The sequence below is a fragment of the Shewanella sp. DAU305 genome, assembly GCF_026802235.1.
GTDB lineage: Bacteria > Pseudomonadota > Gammaproteobacteria > Enterobacterales > Shewanellaceae > Shewanella > Shewanella baltica.
Map to the genome: position 1 here is coordinate 567,439 of NZ_CP113808.1, position 20,359 is coordinate 587,797.

The following is a 20,359-nucleotide window of genomic DNA, read 5'->3' on the forward strand; positions in this document are numbered from 1 at the left end:
CCTATAGAAACATCAGCCCAAAACTCACTGATTAAATCTAAAAGTCTAACTAGAAAATGTCCAAAATAGGCTAGACAAACTCTAGTGCAATGGTCAGTTCTCATTGGCCATTACACGTTCAACCAATCTATTTACCCAATCGCCAGTTTGGTTTCTGCGTAGCGCAGTTTTTTCACCCTTGGATTCGCGAGGAAATAGGCGAGCATGAGTGGGCCGAGGCGTCCCATGAACATCATAAAGATGATGATGGCTTGGCCTAGATTGGTGAGGTTGCCTGTTAAACCGCGGGACAAACCGACTGTGCCCAGTGCGGATATGGCCTCGAAGACGATATCGATTAACGGCGCTTTCTCGCTTAATACCAGTATGAAGATAGCCAGCCAAGATACGACCAGAGAGATGATGGTCAGCGCTAAGGCTTTGCTGACGGTATCTTTGGGGATTTCCCGTTTAAACACATAGATGGCTTCGTCGCGGCGTAAATAACCATAAGTGGCCAAAATCAGTACCATAAAGGTGACGACTTTAATGCCGCTGGCGGTACTTAATGAGCCGCCGCCGATAAACATCAGCACGAGTATGAGCAAGGTACTGGCGTCTTCGAGTTGGTCAATCGCTAGGGTATTAAAGCCTGCGGTGCGCGGGGTTACGGCTTGAAACCAAGAGGCCAACCATTTGCCGAGTTCGCTTAAGGGCGCCAAGGTGTTGGGGTTGTTGTACTCAATAAAGTAAATCGCAATCACGGCGACCGTGTTGATGACAATAGTGCCAGTAATCATCATGCGGCTGTAAACGGTGAGTTTTGACCAACGTTTGTTCCTACGCAGATCTATCCACACCGAAAATCCTAAACCACCAATAATAAACAAAGCTGTGATGGTCAGGTTGATCACGGGATCGGCCACATAGGGCATTAAGCTATCTGGGCTTAGGGCAAAACCCGCGTTATTAAAGGCGCTAATGGTATAGAAAAAGCCGTGGAATAAGCTAGTTTGCCAGCCCAGCTCGCCGCTCCAGTAGACAGATAAAATCAGCATGCCGACGGCTTCAACCAATAGCGAAAACGCTAGCACGGCTTTTGCGGTCGAGACTAATGTCGAGGTATCGGTTTGATTAAACGCCTCTTTTGCAACGGTTTGCTGCAGAAAGCCAATCTTACCGCCCAGCGCTATTAGAGTGACAATGGCAAAGGTCATCAAGCCTAAACCCCCGCATTGAATTAACAGCGCGATTATCACTTGGCCAAAGGGCGTGAACACACTTCCAGTATCGACGACCACAAGCCCTGTTACTGTCACCGCCGAGGTGACGGTAAACAGGCTTTGCAGCCAAGTAATGGGCGACACAGTGGCGATGGGCAGTTTAAGTAAACATGTGCCGACGAGGATCAACAGAGCAAAGCTTGCACTTAAAATAAAGGGCGGCGCGCCAAAGAGTTTTTTGCCGCTTTTAGGAGTGTGCTCTAGGGTGAGCGAAGGATGCCATTGAACCACCTTACACCAACCTTGGCGCGAGCTGTTTTAACTCGGCACGGCTACCGCAAAGGAATAGGGCATCTTCTGTGTGCAAGGTAAAATCGCTATCAATCTTGCTAAATACACTTTGCTCTCGTTTGACCATTAACGGCGCGACTTTGCCCTTAGGGCTGCGTTGCACGTTGATTTGCTCATCAGTGTTTTTCTCTTGCAAGCTCCCCAGCAGTTGGCCAACAGTGGCTTGATGCAAATGGGCTTTAATATGGATTTCAACAATATAGAGCCCATCGCCGATGGCGAGAAAGTTATTCACCATGGGATAGTTTAGCGACTGGGCGACGCGGACCCCCATATCTTCTTCAGGGTGGATAATCCGAGTAACATCGAGTTTAGACAATATGGTGTGGTGCGCCTTATTACTGGCTTTAACCCAAATATTTTGCACGCCGAGATTTTTCAGTGCCAGTGTGCACAGCAGGCTCGATTGCATATCAAAACCGATAGCGACAATCACAACTTCGCTACTGGCAAGATCGAGTTCCCTTAGCGACGCCTCATCTGCGCAATCGCAAATTACGGCTTCGGTAAGAACTTCTACATATTTTTCAACAGCTTTATGGTCATTATCGACACCAGTGACCGTATGACCTAAGTGGATCAGTTCTCGGCTAACAGCGACGCCGAAGCGGCCTAATCCGATGACAGTAAAATGTGCCATTTCATATCCTTGTGTGGTTGAACTAAAGAGTGAGGCGAGCTGGCCTAGGGCGGGCCGAGGTCGGTGAGTCGATACCCTAAGCCAGGCTCGGTTTTGATCAGTTGCTGTTCGTCACTATCGTTAAGCTTTTTACGCAATTGGCTGACTAAAATCCGCAGATAATGGCCATCTTCTTGGTGAGTTTCGCCCCAGATATTGCGCAGCAGGTCGCTCTGTTTCAGCAATTGCCCAGGGTGGGACATTAACTGAACGAGTAGGGCAAACTCCTTTTTGGTGAGGGCGATTTCCTGCTGGTTAAGCCAGCATTGATGGCTGCTCTTTTGTAGAGTGAGTGGGCCAAATTGCAGCATATCGGCGCCGCTTGAGGTATCCACAAGGTCGCGAACCAACACCTTGATGCGAACGATTAATTCCCTGATCCCAAAGGGCTTACTCAGGTAATCGTTAGCACCTGCCTCGAGTAGGCGGATTTTTTCTTCCTCCTGATCGCGGGCGGTGAGTACTAGCACAGGGGTCTTATCCTGTTGGCGCAGCGCATGGAGTAACTCGATGCCATCACCATCGGGCAGGCCGAGGTCGAGCACGATAAGGTGCGGTTGATGGCTGCGGTACTGTTTGAGCGCCGTGGCTATGCTGGTGGCGCTTATGTATTCAAAGCCTTCCGCCTCGAGTGAGATCCGCATAAAGGTATGAATTTGCGGCTCATCATCCACGACTAACACCTTGTAAGCCATTTATACATTTTCCTTCGTTATCGGTAACGCGATGCGGATCAGACTGCCTTGAGCAACATTTTCGGCACTGAGACTCCCGTTATGGGCAATAATAATGCCTTTGGCGACAGGAAGGCCCAATCCTGCGCCGCCATCGGTAGAAGGATGTTGGCGGTAAAACAGTTCGAAAATCGCCTCCTTTTGAGATGGGGCTATGCCTTGTCCTAAGTCTTGAATATCGATGCGCAGCATATCTTGGTGGCGATAGAGATTGACTGTTACAGGTTGGCTGGTGGGTGAATAGTGCAGGGCATTGTCGAGCACATTAAAAATCGCCTGTTCAATCAAAGAGCTGCAAATCATTAATGGTGGTAGCTCTGGCTCACTGTGAATTTTGATCCTAGGTTGCGCGGTTTGAAAGCGGGCGATAGTGCGCTGTAACACTTCGCGCAGATTGGCTTCGTCTAGGTTAAATTTGAGTGCACCGTGTTGTAACTTAGTGGCCTGTAACAGGTTTTCGATATATTGATGCAGACGATGACTCTCGGCGGCCGCGCTATCAATCAGCTCAGTCTTTTGCGACGCACTGAGCTTAGGCATGTATTCCTTCAGGGTCGTTAAGGTGCCGATAATGGTCGAGAGCGGGGTGCGTAAGTCATGGGAAACCGACAATAAGATGCTGTTGCGTAACTGAGCCTGTTCGAGTGCCGCCTGCTGGCGGCGATAAAGTTCGGCCAATTTGCTGGTGGTGAGGGCGACAAGTAGAAACACAGTTAAATTGAGAATGTCCTCAAGATTGAACATCTGTAGCGAATAACGCGGTGTGGTAAACAGAAAATTAAAACTGGTCGCCTCAAATACTGCCGCAAAATAGGCAAAGTTGGTGTTGCATTGTAGGGCGATAGCCACCACGGCCAATTGTAAGATCAGCAGCACGGCTATGGTGGAACCAGCAAAATAATCGATAAATGCACTGCTAAAAATCGCGATAACTAGCACTGTGCCAGTAAAAAATGTTGGGTGCGAACGCCAGTATTGAGTCATGGGAGCCGCTATGGATGAAGTCATGGATAGAAAGACGCATATAAAGAAAGTGTCTGTACTCTAACAAAGCCATTTTAAGATAGCGCGTAAAAAATCCGTAAAATTTATAGCCCAGTGAGTAGCTTAGCGTGCAGTTTACTCGGGATGTTCTCGCACACTCATATCAAGCTGCGAGCTAATAATCAGGCTTACCACATAGACTCATGGGGTAAGCCATCCTAGGCGTGGGCAGTTATCGGATTGACGCTAATGGGCTAGCTATCAAGTATTTGCCTGCCATTATTTAGCTGAAGATCACCAAGGTATCGGCGGTGGCACTAAGCGCTTGCCGTTATAGCCGGGCACAGTATCAAAACGTGTCGAGTGGGCCTCCCAATCAGCTTGGGCTTTAGCGATTTCGTCTTTGCTGTGGCCGACAAAATTCCACCAAATACTGACAGGGTCGGCCAGTGGTGCGCCGCCAATCAAGAGTATGCGACAACCCGCGTCGAGTTCGACTGTGACGCTTTCACGTAACATGCCCAGATAGGCGAGATCATTATTATTGAAACTTTGGTCATCGATACGGAAAAAGCCTTCGAGTGGCATGAGGGCGTATTCAAAACTCGGGTCGAGAGTCAGGGTAAGCTCAGTGTTTTCGGCGGCAAATAAATCCATCGCCACTATCGGCGAGAAGTGCAATGTGGGCGCCTGTTGCTGCTGCCAACGGCCAATCAGCAGAGTGAAATCAACGCCCGCATTGTGCCACGTCGGGAGTTCGGGATAGTGATCGAACCTCGGGCTTGTGTCTTTATGCTCAAGCGGTAGGGCAATCCACAGCTGCGCCGCGTGCAGAGTGCTATGGCCTGCTACGGACTCTTCGGTGTGGGCGATACCGTGTCCGGCGGTCATCAAGTTAACTTGTTTGGGGCGGATCACTTGGGCGCTGCCGAGACTGTCCTTGTGCATGATTTCGCCTTCGAGCATCCAAGTAAAAGTTTGTAGCCCAATATGTGGATGCTGACCAACGTTTAGCTCTGGGCCGTCGGTGACTGGGCCAATATGGTCGAGGAAACACCAAGGGCCGATAAGACGACGCTCTTTTTGTGGAATAGCCCGTGCGACGGGAATACCGCCAACATCACTGATTTTGGGGGAAATTCGTTGAACTTGAATGCGGCCATTTTCAATAGGGCATTCCTTAGGGCCACCATAAAACTGTGCTTGAACTTCACTCATGTTCGCTCCTTATTCCTTGGTGAGGACACACTTAGTTAGTGTTTATCTGGCATGCTGAACTGGTTTTAGATTTCATCTTGTATTCGAGCCGAAGGTTTTAGCTTCGGGTATTCCCGTGGATTTTGCAAATCGTCCTTCAATAGACTTTGTTAACCCGATTCAAACGTGAATATGTGACTGAGCCCGCGTGTATGGGAGTTTTTGCTGTCCTTTACTTTAGCAAGCCTGTATTTATGTGGGCATTAGCGTTTGATGTTTTACTCGAGCCGTCATAGTGGACGAGTTTTGGGTTAGTCTCGGTGATTGTAATCCTGCACACGTTAAGTCAGATCTGCAAAGGGGAAAGCGTGCTCGAAAATCAAATGATGTTACTGGCGGTATTTGAACGGGCAGCCTTGATGCTGATGACCTTGTTCTTTTTAACCCGCACTCGACCGTTCCAGCGTTTATTCCAAAAGCGTAATCACACCCCCGCAGAGTTAGTTTCTGTTGCGGCGATATTTTGCTTATTTGCGGTGTTCAGTACTTATACCGGCATTGAGGTTGAAGGCGCGTTGGTCAACGTGCGGATTATCGCGATTATTTCCGGCGGGATATTATTTGGCCCTTGGGTTGGTATTCCAGCGGGCGTGCTGTCGGGGCTGCATAGATATCTGATTGATATGGATGGTGATACCTCGATTCCGTGTTTAATCGCCAGCATTATTGCCGGTCTAATGGCGACCTGGATTTACTACAAATGCCCCAAATCTAAGTTGTGGATTTATGGCATTGTGGCGGGCATGTTGTGCGAAACGCTGACCATGTTGTTGATTTGGTTGCTGACAGAGCCACACGAGGTGGGCGTTGAGATAGTCAGTCACATTGCCTATCCCATGATTGCGGGCACTGTGTGTATCGGACTGATTATTAAGCTAGTGCAGGACCTCGACGATGAGAAAGAGCTCATTGCCGCTAAGCAGGCCAAGCTCGCGCTGGATATTGCCAACAAAACCTTACCTTTCTTCCGCAAAATTGACCGCCATGCCTTAGAGCAAGTGTGCGCTGTTATCCGTAATGAGATCCATGCCGATGCCGTGGCCATTACTGATACTCGCGATGTATTAGCCTATATGGGCGTTGGCAAAGATTACTACGAGGTCGATGGTCATCAAGCGATTAGCGAAATGACTCAAAGGGCGATAGAGCTAGATCAAAACATTATTAACAACGACTTACGCCAATATCATTTATCGGATTTTCATTCGGTCATCATAATCCCGCTGCGTGAAAACGGCACGGTAAGCGGTACGCTGAAGATTTATTATCGCAATAACTATCGGATTACCAGCTCGCTACGAGAGATGGCTGTGGGCTTGTCGCAGCTGATTTCGACCCAGATGGAAGTGTCGCGTATCGAGCAACTGCAGGAGATGACCCGCAAGGCGGAGTTTACTGCGCTGCAGAGCAAGATTAACCCGCACTTTTTGTTTAATGCCCTCAATGCGATTTCTTCTTTGATCCGTATTCGGCCGCAGCAGGCGCGGGAGTTGATTGCCAATCTGGCCGATTATCTGCGCTATAACCTAGCCAAGGGCGATGAGCTGATTGATATCCAAGAAGAAGTCAAACAAGTACGCGATTATGTGGCGATTGAGCAGGCGCGTTTTGGCGACAAGCTTGAGGTGGTGTTCGATGTCGACGATGTGCATTTTTGTGTACCTTGCCTCTTGTTGCAGCCGCTGGTGGAAAACGCCATTTTGCACGGCATTCAGCCGCGCAGTGCGCCGGGCAGAGTGACCATAGAAGTGAAAAAACTCGATGCTGGCATTCGCGTGGCCGTGCGTGACACAGGTTATGGCATCAGCCAAGAGGTGATAGATGGCGTCGCCGCGGGTCGCATAGAAAGCAGCAGTATTGGGCTGATGAATGTGCACCAGAGGGTGAAGTTATTGTACGGCGAAGGGCTGCAGCTTAAACGGCTGGAGCCGGGGACTGAAGTCAGCTTTTATTTACCGGAAAATGAGGCGCAAGTATGTTAAAAGCCATCATAGTTGAAGATGAATATCTGGCCCGTGAGGAGCTGGAGTATTTAGTAAAGAGCCACAGTGAAATAGACATAGTGGCAAGCTTTGAGGATGGCTTGGAGGCCTTTAAATATCTGCAGGATCATGAGGTTGATGTGGTGTTTTTGGATATCCAAATTCCGTCCATCGATGGCCTATTGCTGGCGAAGAATCTGCATAAATCGACCCATCCACCCCATGTGGTGTTTGTGACTGCCTATAAAGAATTTGCGGTAGAAGCGTTCGAGCTCGAAGCCTTCGATTATATTCTCAAGCCTTACAATGAGCCGCGGATCATCAGCTTATTGCAGAAGATTGAACAGGCGGGGCGACAAGCGCCAAAGCCGCAACATGAAGCCGCGAGTAATGCGAGTCGTACCGTGAACTTAGTCAAAGGGGAGCGAATTATCGTCACGCCCTGCGAGCAGATTTATTACGCCGAGGCTGATGAAAAACTCACCTATGTCTATACCCGCACCGACCGTTATGTGATGCAGATGACCATTAGCGAGTTTGTCAGCCGCTTGCCCGCCGAGGGTTTTTTCCGTTGCCACCGTTCCTATTGCGTCAATATCAACAAGATCCGCGAAATCGTGCCTTGGTTCAATAGCACTTACCTGATCCGCTTGCATGATTTGTCGTTCGAGGTGCCCGTTAGCCGTAGTAATATTAAGGCTTTTCGACAGCTGATGAGGCTGTAATTGTCATTCATTCCTGCAGATCTGTATTTCATGCCTTAATTGATCGGCGCGAATGGCATCTCTCTTATAGTGGACTCAATTCCTGATCCCTAAAGCGAGATGCATCATGACTAAAGAAATGAACCGTACTCGGTACCTGACCTTAGTTGGTACTATTATCACCCAGTTTGCACTCGGCTCAGTTTACACTTGGAGCCTGTTCAATGCGCAGTTGGCCACTAAGCTCGACGAGCCTGTCAGCCAAGTGGCGTTTGTATTTGGTTTGCTGAGTTTGTCTTTGGCCGTGGCTTCTTCCATGGCGGGCAAATTACAGGAACGCTTCGGCGTACGTAATGTCACCTTAGGTGCAGGCCTATTACTCGGGCTGGGATTCTTACTCACTGCCCAAGCCAGTAACTTGATGATGCTCTACCTGTGTGCCGGGATTTTAGTGGGCTTTGCCGATGGCACTGGCTACTTAATGACTTTGTCTAACTGCGTGAAGTGGTTCCCCGAACGCAAAGGGCTGATTTCGGCGTTAGCGATTGGCGCTTATGGTCTAGGTAGCCTTGGATTTAAGTACATCAACGTGCTGTTACTCGAAAATACTGGCCTTGAAACTACCTTCCAACTGTGGGGCTTAATCGCCATGGCGCTAGTTTTGTGTGGCGGCATGTTGATGAAAGATGCGCCAGCACAATCAGCCGCAAGTCAGCTGGCCGAGAGCCGCGACTTCACCCTCGCAGAAGCCATGCGTAAACCACAATACTGGATGTTGGCATTGATGTTCCTGTCGGCCTGTATGAGTGGTTTGTATGTGATTGGTGTAGCGAAAGATATCGGCGAGAAGATGGTCGACTTGCCAGTATTGGTCGCTGCTAATGCGGTTGCGGTAATTGCCATGGCGAACCTCAGTGGTCGTTTGGTGCTGGGTATCCTGTCGGACAAAATTCCTCGCATTCGGGTTATTTCGCTGGCGCAGATCATCACTTTAGTCGGTATGGTGTTACTGCTGTTTGTACCTTTGAATGCTAATCTGTTCTTCGTTGCCGTTGCCTGCGTTGCCTTTAGTTTTGGTGGCACTATTACTGTTTATCCCTCACTGGTGAGCGACTTCTTCGGCCTGAATAACCTAACTAAAAACTATGGGGTTATCTACTTAGGTTTTGGTGTCGGCAGCATTATCGGTTCGATTGTCGCCTCGTTATTCGGTGGCTTTATTGCGACATTCAACGTGATTTTAGTCCTGCTGGTGGTGGCGTTAGTGATGTCATTAACCATACGTTTGCCAGAACCTAAAACCCCAGTGTCAGCCAAGAAAGCGACTAAGAGTACACCGCGCTTAGTGAACATGACGGCAGAATCGGCTTAAGCACAAACACTTAGTCCGGCTTAGCCAAAAGCTAAAACAAAAATCCGCAGCTAAATGGCTGCGGATTTTTTGCTTTTTTATCACCTCAACAACAGGTAACTTGATAGCCATAAAGCGTTATTCAGGATGTGTTGATGTTAACGGACCCTCTTTTTTGGTTGGTGGCGATACCCGCAGTGTTGATTACGGGGATTTCTAAATCCGGTTTTGCGGGTGGCGTGGGCGGCTTAACTGTCCCGCTATTGGCGCTGGCCATTAGTCCTACCACAGCGGCGGCGCTTATGTTACCGCTGCTGATTTATATGGATTTTTTAAGCGTGCGCTCTTGGTGGGGGCAACATAATCCGCGTCATTTATGGATATTATTGCCCGCGGCGATAGTGGGTATTTTTATCGCTTATCTGTTGTTTGATAGGTTGAATGAAGAATATCTACGGGCGATTTTAGGCTGTGTGTCCCTCGGTTTTGGTTTGTATGGTTTGATTCTGGGGGATAAAACCCAAGCATCACCTTCACCCCTGGTTGGGCGCTTGTGTGGCTTAACAGCAGGATTTACTAGCTTTGTTGCCCATGCGGGCGGGCCGCCACTCAATGCTTATTTGTTGCCGCTGCGTTTGGCTAAGGCGGAGTTTTTAGCCACGGCTGTGGTGTTTTTTGCGGTGGTGAATTTGGTCAAGCTGATCCCTTACAGTTTGCTTGGGCAGATTAACCAAGAGAATATTTTAGTTTCCCTGTTACTGGTGCCGCTGGCATGGTTAGGGGTAAAGCTAGGTTTGTTTATTCAAGATAAAATTAACGACAGGTTATTTAAGCGCATCATCTTGATTTTAATGGTGCTGGTGGGCGTACGTTTATTGTGGACCGCGTTATAGTTTTAAGCTTTGGGTTACATTAGTCTGCTAGAGTGCGCGGGTGTTTGGGCGTTTTGATCCCCAGCCGCCCTGAATTTACCTGATAAAAACTCAAAATTACGTTACTGTGAAATCTGCCTGCAATGAGTTTGAAGCTATGAAACGATTACTGATAATTATCTTAGCCTTAGGCCTTGGCGCTTGTGCTAGCGCGCCAGAACCTAAGCCTGTGGTAAAGCAAGTTGAACCCGCCACGGTTTGGAACGATAGCAATATCTCCGAACTGCATTCTGAGTGGCGCGGTGTGCCCTATCGTTTAGGCGGTGGCACTAAGCGGGGCATAGATTGCTCGGCCTTTGTGTCGGTCGCCTATCAGAAGATGTTGGGTATGACCTTGCCGCGCACGGTTGAAGAACAGCAAGCCCTAGGGAAACCCGTGCCGAGAAATCAACTGCGCAAGGGCGACTTGGTATTTTTCAAGACAGGTTGGAGCACACACCATGTCGGCATTTATGTGGGAGACGATAATTTTCTCCATGTTTCCACTAGCCAAGGGGTGAAGATTTCGAGCCTGCATAACAGTTATTGGGCGTCTAAGTATTGGAATGCACGGCGAATTTAGCACATCTTCTTTATGCACTTTCTTTTATGCACTTTGGCTGATGAGTTAGCGGAGACAATATGTCCTTAGAGCCTGCGTTATCCCAGAGTGACCCTTTACCGACTTCTGTTTTTCTCGCCATTTTCTCGGCCGTATTCTTGCCCATGTTTTTGGCGGCGGTCGATCAAACCTTACTCGCCACGGCGACGCCAGCCATAGTTGAAGATCTTGGCGGCCTGCGCCAAGCCTCGTGGATCACTATCGGTTATATGCTGGCGATGGCCGCTTCTGTGCCTATTTATGGCTGGTTAGGGGATAACTTCGGTCGCGCGAAAATCCTGATGATCGCCATAGTGATTTTTGCGCTGGGCTCAATCGTTTCGGCGAGTGCGGGCACTATGGATCACATGATTGCCGGACGTATCTTGCAGGGCATGGGCGGTGGCGGCTTGATGAGTTTGTCTCAATCCTTGATTGGCGAGTTAGTCCCCATTCGGCAGCGGGCGCGTTTCCAAGGCTATTTTGCTGCTATGTTTACCCTCGCGAGTGTTGGCGGCCCTGTCATTGGCGGTATTGTGGTGCACGCCTATTCGTGGCATTGGCTATTTTGGGCGAATATTCCACTGGCTATGCTAGCGGTATGGCGACTCAATGGGCTGCATAAGCGCAGCGTTAAACCCGTACGCCAAGGCAAGTTTGATTTAGTGGGCGTGGTCTTGTTTCCGACCATTATCACCGCACTCTTATATTGGTTATCTGTGGCGGGTCAAGAGTTTGCTTGGCTTTCTGCGACCAGCTTAGGCTTTGCCGTCTTTGTGGTGGTTGGGATTTTAGGCTTGTTATTGTGGGAGCGGCGATTGGCTAGCCCGTTTCTGCCGTTAGATTTACTGGCGAAGAAGGCCGTGTATATGCCACTACTAACGGCGGCGCTGTTTGCGGCCTGTTTGTTTGCGATGATTTTCTTCCTGCCGATTTATCTGCAAGTGGGTTTACACACCAATCCCGCCAAAACCGGTTTGCTGCTCTTGCCTATGACCTTCGGTATTGTCACTGGCTCGACGATTGCGGGCCGACTGTTAAGTAAAGATGTCGCGCCTAAGTGGTTGCCGACCTTTGGCATGGGCTTAGCTTTCATCGGCTTGTTATTGATTAGCTTTGTGCCGCCTAATGCCAATGTAATCGGCGGTTTAGGTGTGTTGGTCGGGATTGGGCTAGGCACTGTTATGCCGAGTGTGCAGCTCGTGGTGCAGAGCGTGTCGGGCAAGGCGCGACTCAGCCAGATCACGGCTATGGTGTCACTGTGTCGTTCTATGGGCGCTGCTATTGGTACTGCGCTGTTTAGCGTGCTGCTTTATAGTCTGTTGCCACTCACGGGTTCAGAGCTTGGCATCGCTGCGATTAAAACATTGCCGACAGAGGTAGTGCATCACGCCTTCCAATATGGATTTATGGCCGCTGCGGCATTGTGTGCCGCGATAGTCGGTTTTTTATCCCCTGCAACGGCATTAAAAGATCACGATAGCGAAACTGCGCATTAAGCCAAGATTTGCAGGTGCACGACCCATTTAAGCCGTGTACTATTTGCGCTGAGCCGTATTTTTGTGGCTTTATTCGATTCCAGGACATAAGCATGACAACAACAAAACACTGGACCCTAAAGAGCATAGCCAACGAGTTGGGTGTCTCTAATGCCACTGTTTCTAACGCGTTTAATCGCCCCGACCAATTATCGGAAAAACGTCGTAACGACATTTTGGCTGCCTGCACTAAGTTGGGATATTTCGGGCCAAATAAAGCGGCTCAATCCCTACGTAAGGGCAAGTTCGATACTGTCGCCTTGGTACTGTCGGACAGCGTGGAATACATGGTGTCCGATCCCGTCGCCAGTAAATTTATGAAGGGCGTAGCCTCTGTCTTGGAACAAGAAAAACTCAATTTGCTGCTGTTTTCGGGCAGTTCGGACAGCGTGAATGCGGTGGCCGACTTTGTGGATGGTTTTATTTGTTATGGTCGCCCGCGCAACGCCCTGTTAGCCGAGCAGTTAAAGCAGGTAAAGAAAAAGGTCGTCACGGTCGATTTTGATATCCACCGCAATGCATCAGTGAGCATAGACAATAAGTTAGCCGCCTATGAAGTGGCGAAACTGGCATTGCAGTCACCCACAGACAATGTGGCCATTTTAGGGTTACGTTTGCTCGATACCCACTTAACGTGCCGCGTTTATGATTTGAATTTGTTAGAGATCGATACCTCTGTTGCCCATCAAAGATTACAGGGTTACTTGCAAGCGATTGAAGAAGTGGGCGTTGTTCTGGGGCAGGACCGCATTTGGAATATCCCCGAGAGCAATGCCGACTATGCGGCGATAGCGGCAAAAGAAGCATTGAACTCGACTCCACGGCCGAATGTGTTTTTATGCATGAGTGACTTAATCGCCTTGAGTGTGCTCGGTGAGGCGCAGGCCATGGGGCTGAATGTTCCTGAAGATGTGCGAGTCGTGGGCTTTGATGGCATAGATGAAGGCACACGTTCAAATCCGCCGTTAACGACTGTCTATCAATACTCTGAGCAGAAGGGCCGAAAAGCGGCGCAAATGTTTGTTAGTGACGCCGTGCATGCGGAAGTTTTGGGCTATGAATTACGTCTCGGTAAGAGCTGCTAATCGCTACATCTTTTAACTAAAAAAGGCGCATTCAATGCGCCTTTTTGCTATCTCAAAACTATGTCGCTTAGCTTGAACTTAAACCCAAACTCAAGCTCAAGCCCGAACAGGAACTCAAGCTTATGCTTGAGCCAACAGTTTTGATAACGACACTTGTGTCTCTTTACCTTGCCTATCTAAAAGGATGATTTGGCCATCTTTATTGGCAAAGTCGAGGGTGAGACTTGCCTGCGAATCAGCCGCTGTCCAAGATAAGGTTAATGTGCGTTCTGCCGATGCCATTGTAAAGCGGCCATCGAAGGCTGGGCTGCTATTACGCAGTTTAATCAGTTTAGTCAGCGCCTTAACGACAGGTTTCTGCATGGCTTGCTGCACTTTTTCACGGTTCAAGTAAGGGCGATTGATATCGCGACCGACATGGGTGTTGTTGAGCAGCTCCATATCGTTTGGAATCGCCAGCAGACCCGCGTAATACACCTGCGGAATACCTGGTGCGAAAAACTGAATCGCCCGCGCCATCAAATAATCTAGGTCATTCTGACCGAGGGCATCGTAATAGGTGCAGTTGATTTGATACAAATCGACGTTGCTGGCGGCCGCGCCTGTGGCTTGTAGACTCTCGCCCTTACTGTTGCCATGTATGGTTTCAACTAGATTATCGATTTGATTTTCGGTCAATAATCCGCGCAAGCCATCCATAGGGCCGACGTCGATAATGCCGATGCCGTCGTGGGTGTCGAGTACGGTAATGCAGTTGCGTGGCGCCATTTCCAGCCAATGGGTCAAGGCTTGGCAATCTTGGCTAAACAGCGTGTGCAAGATGAGCGGTGGGAGGGCGAAGTCGTACACCATGTCGACCCGTTTGGCGATTTCGACTTGAGTCATGTGGTGTGAATGGATTTCTGCCAGCGTTGTCATGCCTAACTCATTGGCTTGCTTAGCTAACTTATTCACGAACTCGAAGGACTCTTCAATCATAAAGCAGCTAGTGCCGGGCTTTTTAATTGCATAACCCGCAGCATCTAAGCGGATCAGATTCACTTTACTGTGGTCGAAACGCGCCAGCACTCGGTTTAAATAGTCTTTACCCGCGGCGGAATGAACGTCGATATCGATTTGATTGCGGGTAAAGGTGGTCCAAAACTCTTCGGTGGAGCCATCGGCTAAGGTGTAAGTGCTAAAACAACTTCCTGGACGTGGACGATAGATAGCGGCTTGATCTTGCTCGCTTAACCCCTCAGGAAATACCTTGTCTTTGGTTAAAAACAAATCCCAGTAAGCCGATTGTTTGCCGTGCTTGAGCACGTCTTTAAATTCTGGCGATTCGGCGGACATGTGGTTAACGATAAGGTCGGCCATGATGTCGTAGTCGTCACCAATGCGTTTAACGTCATCCCAATTGCCTAAGCGTGAATCGACTTGCACATGGTCTATCGGATCGAAGCCTGCATCGCTGCCGTCAATGGGGAAATAGAAAGGCAAAAGATGTACGCCGCCGAATAGACCTTGCAACTCGTCATCGAGTAGCGCTTTGAGCTCCTTGAGCCCGGCATTGGTAATTCTGTCGACATAGGTGATCAGTTGCACTTGGTTTTTCATACTTTGCCCACGCTTGAGTTGTCTTTTTAGAGTAAAGGTTTATGGCAATCCTTTAATTGATTGCACAACTAAACTTAATCGATTAAGTTGTATATTTAACCAATATGAAACATTATTCAAGTGGTTTGTTGGATTTTTGAGTTAGTCTCAAGTTTTGGGGGAGGCTGGCTCACTGCTGTACACAAAAGCCGAAACCCTTTCAGCATGCTGTTACTGAGCTGCTGAGAGCGAGTAGGTATAATAACGATAAGGTGAAATGGTATGGTAAGTGATTCAAAAGGTTGCGATAACCGCAATCACACCCGTATTCGGGTACTCACATATTTAATGTTTTTCATGTTCGCTATGACCTCAGATGCCGTGGGCGTCATTATTCCAGAGTTGATATCCCAGTTTGGTTTGTCCATGTCGCAGGCCAGTGCTTTCCATTATATGCCGATGATTTTTATCGCGATGAGTGGACTGTTTTTAGGCTTCTTGGCGGATAAGATTGGGCGTAAGTTAACCATTCTATTGGGGTTATTATTATTCGCGCTTGCCTGTTTTATGTTCGCGTTGGGGGAGTCATTTTACTATTTCTTGTTTCTACTCGCCTTTGTCGGCACGGCGATTGGCGTCTTTAAAACCGGCGCACTCGGGCTTATCGGCGATATCTCGACTTCCTCAAAACAGCATTCGAGCACTATGAATACGGTGGAGGGCTACTTTGGTGTGGGTGCCATGATAGGGCCGGCCATCGTCAGTTATTTACTGATCAGCGGCGTTTCTTGGAAGTATCTGTATTTTGGCGCAGGTTGCTTCTGTTTAGTGCTGTGTTGGTTAGCTTATCGGGCGGATTATCCACAAATTAAACGTTCCTCGACGGATGCCATTAACCTTGCCAGCACCTTTAAGATGATGAAAAACCCTTATGCATTAGGGTTTTCACTCGCGATAGGTTTATACGTTGCCACCGAAGTGGCGATTTACGTGTGGATGCCGACCTTGTTGCAAAGCTATCAAGGCGATTACACCACCTTGGCCGCTTATGCCTTGACGATCTTTTTTACCCTGCGTGCGGGTGGGCGCTTTTTAGGGGGTTGGGTGCTCGATCGCTTCCCATGGCAGCAAGTGATGTTCTGGTTTAGCTTCGCGATAAGTGCTTGTTATCTTGGGTCTATGATCTACGGCATTGAGGCCGCTGTCATCTTGTTGCCCTTGTCCGGGCTGTTTATGTCGATGATGTATCCCACGCTCAATTCTAAGGGGATTAGTTGTTTCCCTGTGGATCAGCATGGCTCTGTGGCTGGGGTGATTCTGTTTTTTACTGCCGTGTCCGCTGCCGTAGGGCCCTTGTTGATGGGGTTAGTGGGCGATATTTTCGGCCATGTTAAATATGGCTTCTACCTCGCCACTGGTTTTGCCATTTTGTTATGCCTCCTGAGCGGATTTAATCTCGTTAAAGATCCTGCCCGTCATTTGTTAACGGCTGAAGCGCACTAATTTGGGCTGTGACAGAAAATATTTTTCTGTCACATTTCTTCAATTAATCAATGCTTTGACCTAGTGCACCCAGAGTGCGAACCAAAACTGTGCAAAAAACGCACTTGCTTTTTGTTGCCAAGTTGCTAACTTGTTAACTTAATCGATTAAGTTGATTCGGGGTTAAGTTCAATATGACCTTGAGCAATCACTAAGATGGTTCTTCGATTAATCACAATTCGGTAGAGGCAGCCATGGGGAGATAGGGCTGCATCTCAAATATGGGTGGGGACATAAAAATGATAAAAAGCACATCACAGAAATTCTTGTTAAGTACATTGGCCGTGTTGGTGAGTTCTCACCTTTGGGCAGCCGAAGCACCACAACAGGAAGAAGCCAAGAAAGACGCGTTAGGTTTAGAAAGAATTACCGTGACTGGGGTTGCCCGCGGCACTCGTGTTATGGACTCGAGTGTGTCAGTCAGCAGCGTGTCACTGGCTGAGCTGGAAGTGAGCTCACCACGTTCATCGGCCGAGGCATTTCGTATTATTCCGGGGATGAAGGTTGAGTCTACTGGTGGCGAAGGTAACGCTAACATTGCCGTGCGTGGTTTACCTGTGGCGTCTGGTGGTGCTAAGTTCCTACAAATTCAAGAAGATGGATTGCCAATCCTACAGTTTGGCGATATCGCCTTCGGTAACGCAGACATCTTTTTACGCTTAGATTCAACAGTGCAAACCATTGAATCTATCCGTGGTGGCTCGGCATCGACTGCAGCCAGTAATGCGCCCGGCGGCATTATCAACGTGATCAGTAAAACGGGCACCTCGGATTCGGGCAGTGTGGCTACCACTCTAGGGCTGGATTACGACACTTTCCGTACCGACTTTGAATACGGCACTAGCATCAACGACAGCCTGCGTTTTCATGTGGGCGGTTTTGTGCGCACGGGCGAAGGCCCACGCGACGCTGGCTATAACGCCAACAAAGGCGGCCAGATCAAAGCTAACTTAACCAAAGAATTCGATAAGGGTTATGTTCGTCTGTATTTCAAACATTTAGACGATAAAAGCATTGGTTACTTACCTATGCCTATGTACTCGGATGGCAGTTCAATCCCTGGTTTTGATGCTAAATCCGATGCGATTCAATCCGCGTATTTCCAGTCAACCTTGAGCTTAGGTGCCGATGGCGAACGTCGCCGTGGCGATATGCGCGATGGCATGAATCCTGTAGTTAATTCTGTCGGCTTAGAAGCCTCCTTCGATTTAGGTAACGATTGGCAGGTAGAAAACCGTTTCCGCTTCTCCGATGTGAGCGGTAACTTCATTGCGCCATTCCCAGCCGAAGTGGCCAACGGTAGCGACATCGCGACCAGTATTGCAGGCACTGGCGCTAAGTTGATTTACGCCAATGGACCTAATTCTGGTAGTCAGATGGACGGTTTAGCCATGCGTATCAATACCTTTGATGTGCAGATGAATGACTTTGGCTCAATCGTAAACGACTTCAAATTGACTAAAACCTTCGACGATACCAGCGTGACCTTAGGTTATTACAATGCGGTGCAAAACATCAGCATGACCTGGATGTGGAACTCTTATCTGATGGAAGTAAAAGGCGATAATGCCGCGCTATTAGATGTGGTTGCCGCCGATGGTACGGCGTATTCTGACAATGGCCTCTATGGTTATGGCGTACCTTACTGGGGAAATTGTTGCCAACGTAATTACGATACCGACTACACCATTAAAGCGCCTTACCTCGCGTTAGCCTCGAGTTTTGGTGACTTATCGCTCGATGCCAGTGTGCGTTATGACAGTGGTGATGCGAGCGGTAACTACGCCGGTAGCGTGCAATCGCAAGTGGATATGAATCTCGATGGGGTGATTTCAATCCCTGAGCAGAGCGTGTCTTCCATCGATAATGCTAACCCTCAGCCAGTAAATTACGATTGGAGTTACACCTCTTACTCATTAGGTGCTAACTATCAATTTTCCAGTGACTTAGCCGCCTTTGGTCGCTTGAGCCATGGTGGCCGCGCCAATGCCGACCGTCTATTGTTTGGTAAGGTGCGTGCCGATGGTTCAGTGGCGAAGGAAGATGCGGTTGATATCGTTGATCAGTACGAGTTAGGTGTTAAGTACCGTTACGATGATTTGTCTGTGTTCGCGACAGCGTTCTACTCTGAAACCGAAGAGCAAAACTTTGAAGCCACCAGCCAACGTTTCTTCGACCGTAAGTACAAAGCCAAAGGTATCGAAATCGAGTCGGCCTATTTTATCGGTGACTTCGACTTTAGAGGCAACCTAACCTGGACCGATGCTGAGATTGCTAAAGATGCATTGACGCCAGAAGTCGTGGGTAACACCCCAAGAAGACAGGCTGACTTTATCTACTCTTTGATGGGCCGTTACAACTTTGACCAAGGTTCAGTGGGCGTTAACTTAATCGGTACCACGGATTCTTATGCTCAAGATAATAACGACTTAAGTTTCGACGGCTACAACCAAGTAAATGCCTTTGCAACTTACAATCTGACCGAAGCTATGAGTGTGTCTTTAAACGTCAACAACTTGTTTAATGCCACTGGTATTACTGAAGCGGAAGAAGGCTCAATCCCTGATAACAATATCATCCGTGCCCGTACCATTAATGGCCGCACCACGAGTGCGACGCTTAAATACGAGTTCTAAGCGGATCTTGCTACAGAATCTGTTTTTACAGAAAAAATGTTAAGCCCAAAACAGCCCATGAAAGTGGGCTTTTTGCCTGCTACAGAATGCAGAATATAGAATACAAAGTTGGAGTGGAAATGACGGTATTACTCAGTTTTGGTGAGGTGTTAGTGGACTTGCTGCCAACCGATGCCACGGGCAAACATCATCAGCCGATTGCGGGTGGCGCGCCCGCTAATGTGGCCGTGGGTTACGCTAAACTCGGCGGTAAGAGTTACTTTGCCGGTGGCATCAGCGCCGACCATTATGGCGTTATGTTAAAGCAAGCCTTAGCGGATCAGGGGGTGGCGACCGATTATCTTGCCGAAGTGCCGGGCGCCGCTACCGCGACTGTGCTGGTGAATTTAGATGAACAGGGTGAGCGCACCTTTGAGTTCAACCGAAATGGCACAGCCGATATGCGCTACAGCAATCAGCATTTTGACAATATCCCATGGCAGGGGATTGATATCTTTCACCTTTGCTCGAATACCTTTACCGAAACCGCCATCTTTAACACTAGCCTTTATGGTGCGCGTTGTGCCAATGCATTCGCGACTTTAGTGAGTTTCGATGTGAACCTGCGTTTATCCCTGTGGCAGGATACGTCCTTGCTGGCCGAGCGGGTTGAGCAGTGTTTTCGCTACACTCAAGTGCTGAAAATGAGCCGCGAAGAAGCGGACTATTTAGCGCTGGCGCGGGATAAGAGCTTTGAAGATTATCTGCAGTTCTGCCTCGCCCAAGGGGTTGAGGTGATTTTGGTCACCGATGGCGCCAACCCAGTGCAATGCATCACAGCGCAGCAAAGGTTTAGCGTACCCGTCCCCAAAATCTCAGCCGTCGATACCACGGCCGCGGGCGACAGTTTTATCTCAGGCTTCCTGTTCGCCTTAGGCTTAGAGCTGGAATACGATTTAGACAATTTGACCTTGAAACAAAGGCTCGAAAGCAAAGCGCACTTAGAGGCGGCGGTGGTGTTTGCAACTCGCTGCGGTGCGATTACCTGCGGGCAAAAGGGCGCGTTTCCCTCCTTACCTACGTTGGCGCAGGTTAGCTAAACCTGACTGCATTAACGATAAAATCCAAGGTGAGCCTGTTGAGTTTATCTTGGATTTTTTGTCTTTTAGATTTTCCGCCCGCCATTTTTCAATAGCATAGCGCGAACCTAATCACGTTTTAGTCGCCCCCTTTTCCGAGCATTTA

At 48.8% G+C, this 20,359-nt stretch carries 16 protein-coding genes; 10 read left to right on the plus strand and 6 right to left on the minus strand.

Annotated elements, in window-relative coordinates:
* Positions 1 to 131: 131 nt before the first annotated feature.
* The 5 genes from OX890_RS02430 to OX890_RS02450 all read right to left on the minus strand — a co-directional run bounded on the left by OX890_RS02430 (position 132) and on the right by OX890_RS02450 (position 5,168).
* Positions 132 to 1,493 carry a TrkH family potassium uptake protein gene (locus tag OX890_RS02430; RefSeq protein WP_268650043.1) on the minus strand — a complete coding sequence of 454 codons (1,362 nt, stop codon included), beginning with the start codon at positions 1,491 to 1,493 and terminating at the stop codon, positions 132 to 134.
* Between the two features lies 1 nt (position 1,494).
* Entirely contained in the window at positions 1,495 to 2,193 is a 699-nt protein-coding gene (locus tag OX890_RS02435) for a potassium channel family protein (RefSeq protein WP_126490862.1), read from the minus strand.
* Positions 2,194 to 2,237: 44 nt separating this feature from the next.
* The gene (locus tag OX890_RS02440; RefSeq protein WP_011982013.1) at positions 2,238 to 2,927 is read right to left on the minus strand and encodes a response regulator transcription factor; all 690 of its coding nucleotides are present in this window, start codon (positions 2,925 to 2,927) and stop codon (positions 2,238 to 2,240) included.
* The gene (locus OX890_RS02445) at positions 2,928 to 3,974 is read right to left on the minus strand and encodes a sensor histidine kinase (RefSeq protein WP_126490863.1); all 1,047 of its coding nucleotides are present in this window, start codon (positions 3,972 to 3,974) and stop codon (positions 2,928 to 2,930) included. It lies immediately after the preceding gene.
* Between the two features lie 270 nt (positions 3,975 to 4,244).
* Positions 4,245 to 5,168, minus strand: a complete 924-nt coding sequence (locus tag OX890_RS02450) for a pirin family protein (protein ID WP_268650044.1) — start codon at positions 5,166 to 5,168, stop codon at positions 4,245 to 4,247.
* 347 nt (positions 5,169 to 5,515) lie between these two features.
* Here OX890_RS02450 and OX890_RS02455 point away from each other — a divergent pair, with 347 nt between their 5' ends.
* From OX890_RS02455 to OX890_RS02485, 7 genes are all read left to right on the plus strand, one after another.
* Positions 5,516 to 7,189 carry a sensor histidine kinase gene (locus OX890_RS02455; RefSeq protein WP_172599542.1) on the plus strand — a complete coding sequence of 558 codons (1,674 nt, stop codon included), beginning with the start codon at positions 5,516 to 5,518 and terminating at the stop codon, positions 7,187 to 7,189.
* Entirely contained in the window at positions 7,183 to 7,914 is a 732-nt protein-coding gene (locus OX890_RS02460) for a LytR/AlgR family response regulator transcription factor (RefSeq protein ID WP_006083764.1), read from the plus strand. Before OX890_RS02455 ends, OX890_RS02460 begins: the two co-directional genes overlap by 7 nt.
* Positions 7,915 to 8,020: 106 nt before the next feature.
* Positions 8,021 to 9,265, plus strand: a complete 1,245-nt coding sequence (locus tag OX890_RS02465; RefSeq protein WP_126490865.1) for an L-lactate MFS transporter — start codon at positions 8,021 to 8,023, stop codon at positions 9,263 to 9,265.
* Between the two features lie 134 nt (positions 9,266 to 9,399).
* A complete protein-coding gene (locus tag OX890_RS02470) occupies positions 9,400 to 10,137 on the plus strand; it encodes a sulfite exporter TauE/SafE family protein (RefSeq protein WP_006084819.1) in 738 nt (245 codons plus the stop codon).
* Between the two features lie 136 nt (positions 10,138 to 10,273).
* A complete protein-coding gene (locus tag OX890_RS02475) occupies positions 10,274 to 10,738 on the plus strand; it encodes an NlpC/P60 family protein (RefSeq protein ID WP_014620907.1) in 465 nt (154 codons plus the stop codon).
* Between the two features lie 59 nt (positions 10,739 to 10,797).
* Positions 10,798 to 12,255, plus strand: coding sequence for an MFS transporter (locus tag OX890_RS02480; protein ID WP_268650045.1), 1,458 nt, complete (start codon positions 10,798 to 10,800; stop codon positions 12,253 to 12,255).
* 92 nt (positions 12,256 to 12,347) lie between these two features.
* Positions 12,348 to 13,379, plus strand: a complete 1,032-nt coding sequence (locus OX890_RS02485; RefSeq protein WP_107403133.1) for a LacI family DNA-binding transcriptional regulator — start codon at positions 12,348 to 12,350, stop codon at positions 13,377 to 13,379.
* A gap of 120 nt (positions 13,380 to 13,499) precedes the next feature.
* On the opposite strand, the gene gtfA is transcribed toward OX890_RS02485, so the two are convergent.
* Positions 13,500 to 14,978 carry a sucrose phosphorylase gene (gtfA, locus tag OX890_RS02490; RefSeq protein WP_268650046.1) on the minus strand — a complete coding sequence of 493 codons (1,479 nt, stop codon included), beginning with the start codon at positions 14,976 to 14,978 and terminating at the stop codon, positions 13,500 to 13,502.
* A gap of 261 nt (positions 14,979 to 15,239) precedes the next feature.
* On the opposite strand from gtfA, the gene OX890_RS02495 reads away from it, so the two are divergent.
* The 3 genes from OX890_RS02495 to OX890_RS02505 all read left to right on the plus strand — a co-directional run bounded on the left by OX890_RS02495 (position 15,240) and on the right by OX890_RS02505 (position 20,214).
* Positions 15,240 to 16,460, plus strand: a complete 1,221-nt coding sequence (locus OX890_RS02495; RefSeq protein WP_126490868.1) for an MFS transporter — start codon at positions 15,240 to 15,242, stop codon at positions 16,458 to 16,460.
* A gap of 278 nt (positions 16,461 to 16,738) precedes the next feature.
* On the plus strand, positions 16,739 to 19,135 hold the full coding sequence (locus OX890_RS02500) for a TonB-dependent receptor domain-containing protein (protein WP_126490869.1): 2,397 nt from the start codon (positions 16,739 to 16,741) through the stop codon (positions 19,133 to 19,135).
* A gap of 119 nt (positions 19,136 to 19,254) precedes the next feature.
* Positions 19,255 to 20,214: a carbohydrate kinase family protein gene (locus OX890_RS02505; RefSeq protein ID WP_126490870.1), complete on the plus strand. Its 960-nt coding sequence runs from the start codon at positions 19,255 to 19,257 to the stop codon at positions 20,212 to 20,214.
* The last annotated feature ends 145 nt before the right edge of the window (positions 20,215 to 20,359 follow it).

Excerpts from the sequence above, each read along its gene's own strand:
- OX890_RS02440 (WP_011982013.1), bottom strand. The coding sequence starts at position 2,927 with ATGGCTTACAAGGTGTTAGTCGTGGATGATGAGCCGCAAATTCATACC.
- OX890_RS02480 (WP_268650045.1), top strand. The coding sequence starts at position 10,798 with ATGTCCTTAGAGCCTGCGTTATCCCAGAGTGACCCTTTACCGACTTCT.
- OX890_RS02435 (WP_126490862.1), bottom strand. The coding sequence starts at position 2,193 with ATGGCACATTTTACTGTCATCGGATTAGGCCGCTTCGGCGTCGCTGTT.
- OX890_RS02450 (WP_268650044.1), bottom strand. The coding sequence starts at position 5,168 with ATGAGTGAAGTTCAAGCACAGTTTTATGGTGGCCCTAAGGAATGCCCT.
- OX890_RS02500 (WP_126490869.1), top strand. The coding sequence starts at position 16,739 with ATGATAAAAAGCACATCACAGAAATTCTTGTTAAGTACATTGGCCGTG.
- OX890_RS02465 (WP_126490865.1), top strand. The coding sequence starts at position 8,021 with ATGACTAAAGAAATGAACCGTACTCGGTACCTGACCTTAGTTGGTACT.
- OX890_RS02460 (WP_006083764.1), top strand. The coding sequence starts at position 7,183 with ATGTTAAAAGCCATCATAGTTGAAGATGAATATCTGGCCCGTGAGGAG.
- OX890_RS02485 (WP_107403133.1), top strand. The coding sequence starts at position 12,348 with ATGACAACAACAAAACACTGGACCCTAAAGAGCATAGCCAACGAGTTG.
- OX890_RS02475 (WP_014620907.1), top strand. The coding sequence starts at position 10,274 with ATGAAACGATTACTGATAATTATCTTAGCCTTAGGCCTTGGCGCTTGT.
- gtfA (WP_268650046.1), bottom strand. The coding sequence starts at position 14,978 with ATGAAAAACCAAGTGCAACTGATCACCTATGTCGACAGAATTACCAAT.
- OX890_RS02445 (WP_126490863.1), bottom strand. The coding sequence starts at position 3,974 with ATGACTTCATCCATAGCGGCTCCCATGACTCAATACTGGCGTTCGCAC.
- OX890_RS02470 (WP_006084819.1), top strand. The coding sequence starts at position 9,400 with ATGTTAACGGACCCTCTTTTTTGGTTGGTGGCGATACCCGCAGTGTTG.
- OX890_RS02505 (WP_126490870.1), top strand. The coding sequence starts at position 19,255 with ATGACGGTATTACTCAGTTTTGGTGAGGTGTTAGTGGACTTGCTGCCA.
- OX890_RS02495 (WP_126490868.1), top strand. The coding sequence starts at position 15,240 with ATGGTAAGTGATTCAAAAGGTTGCGATAACCGCAATCACACCCGTATT.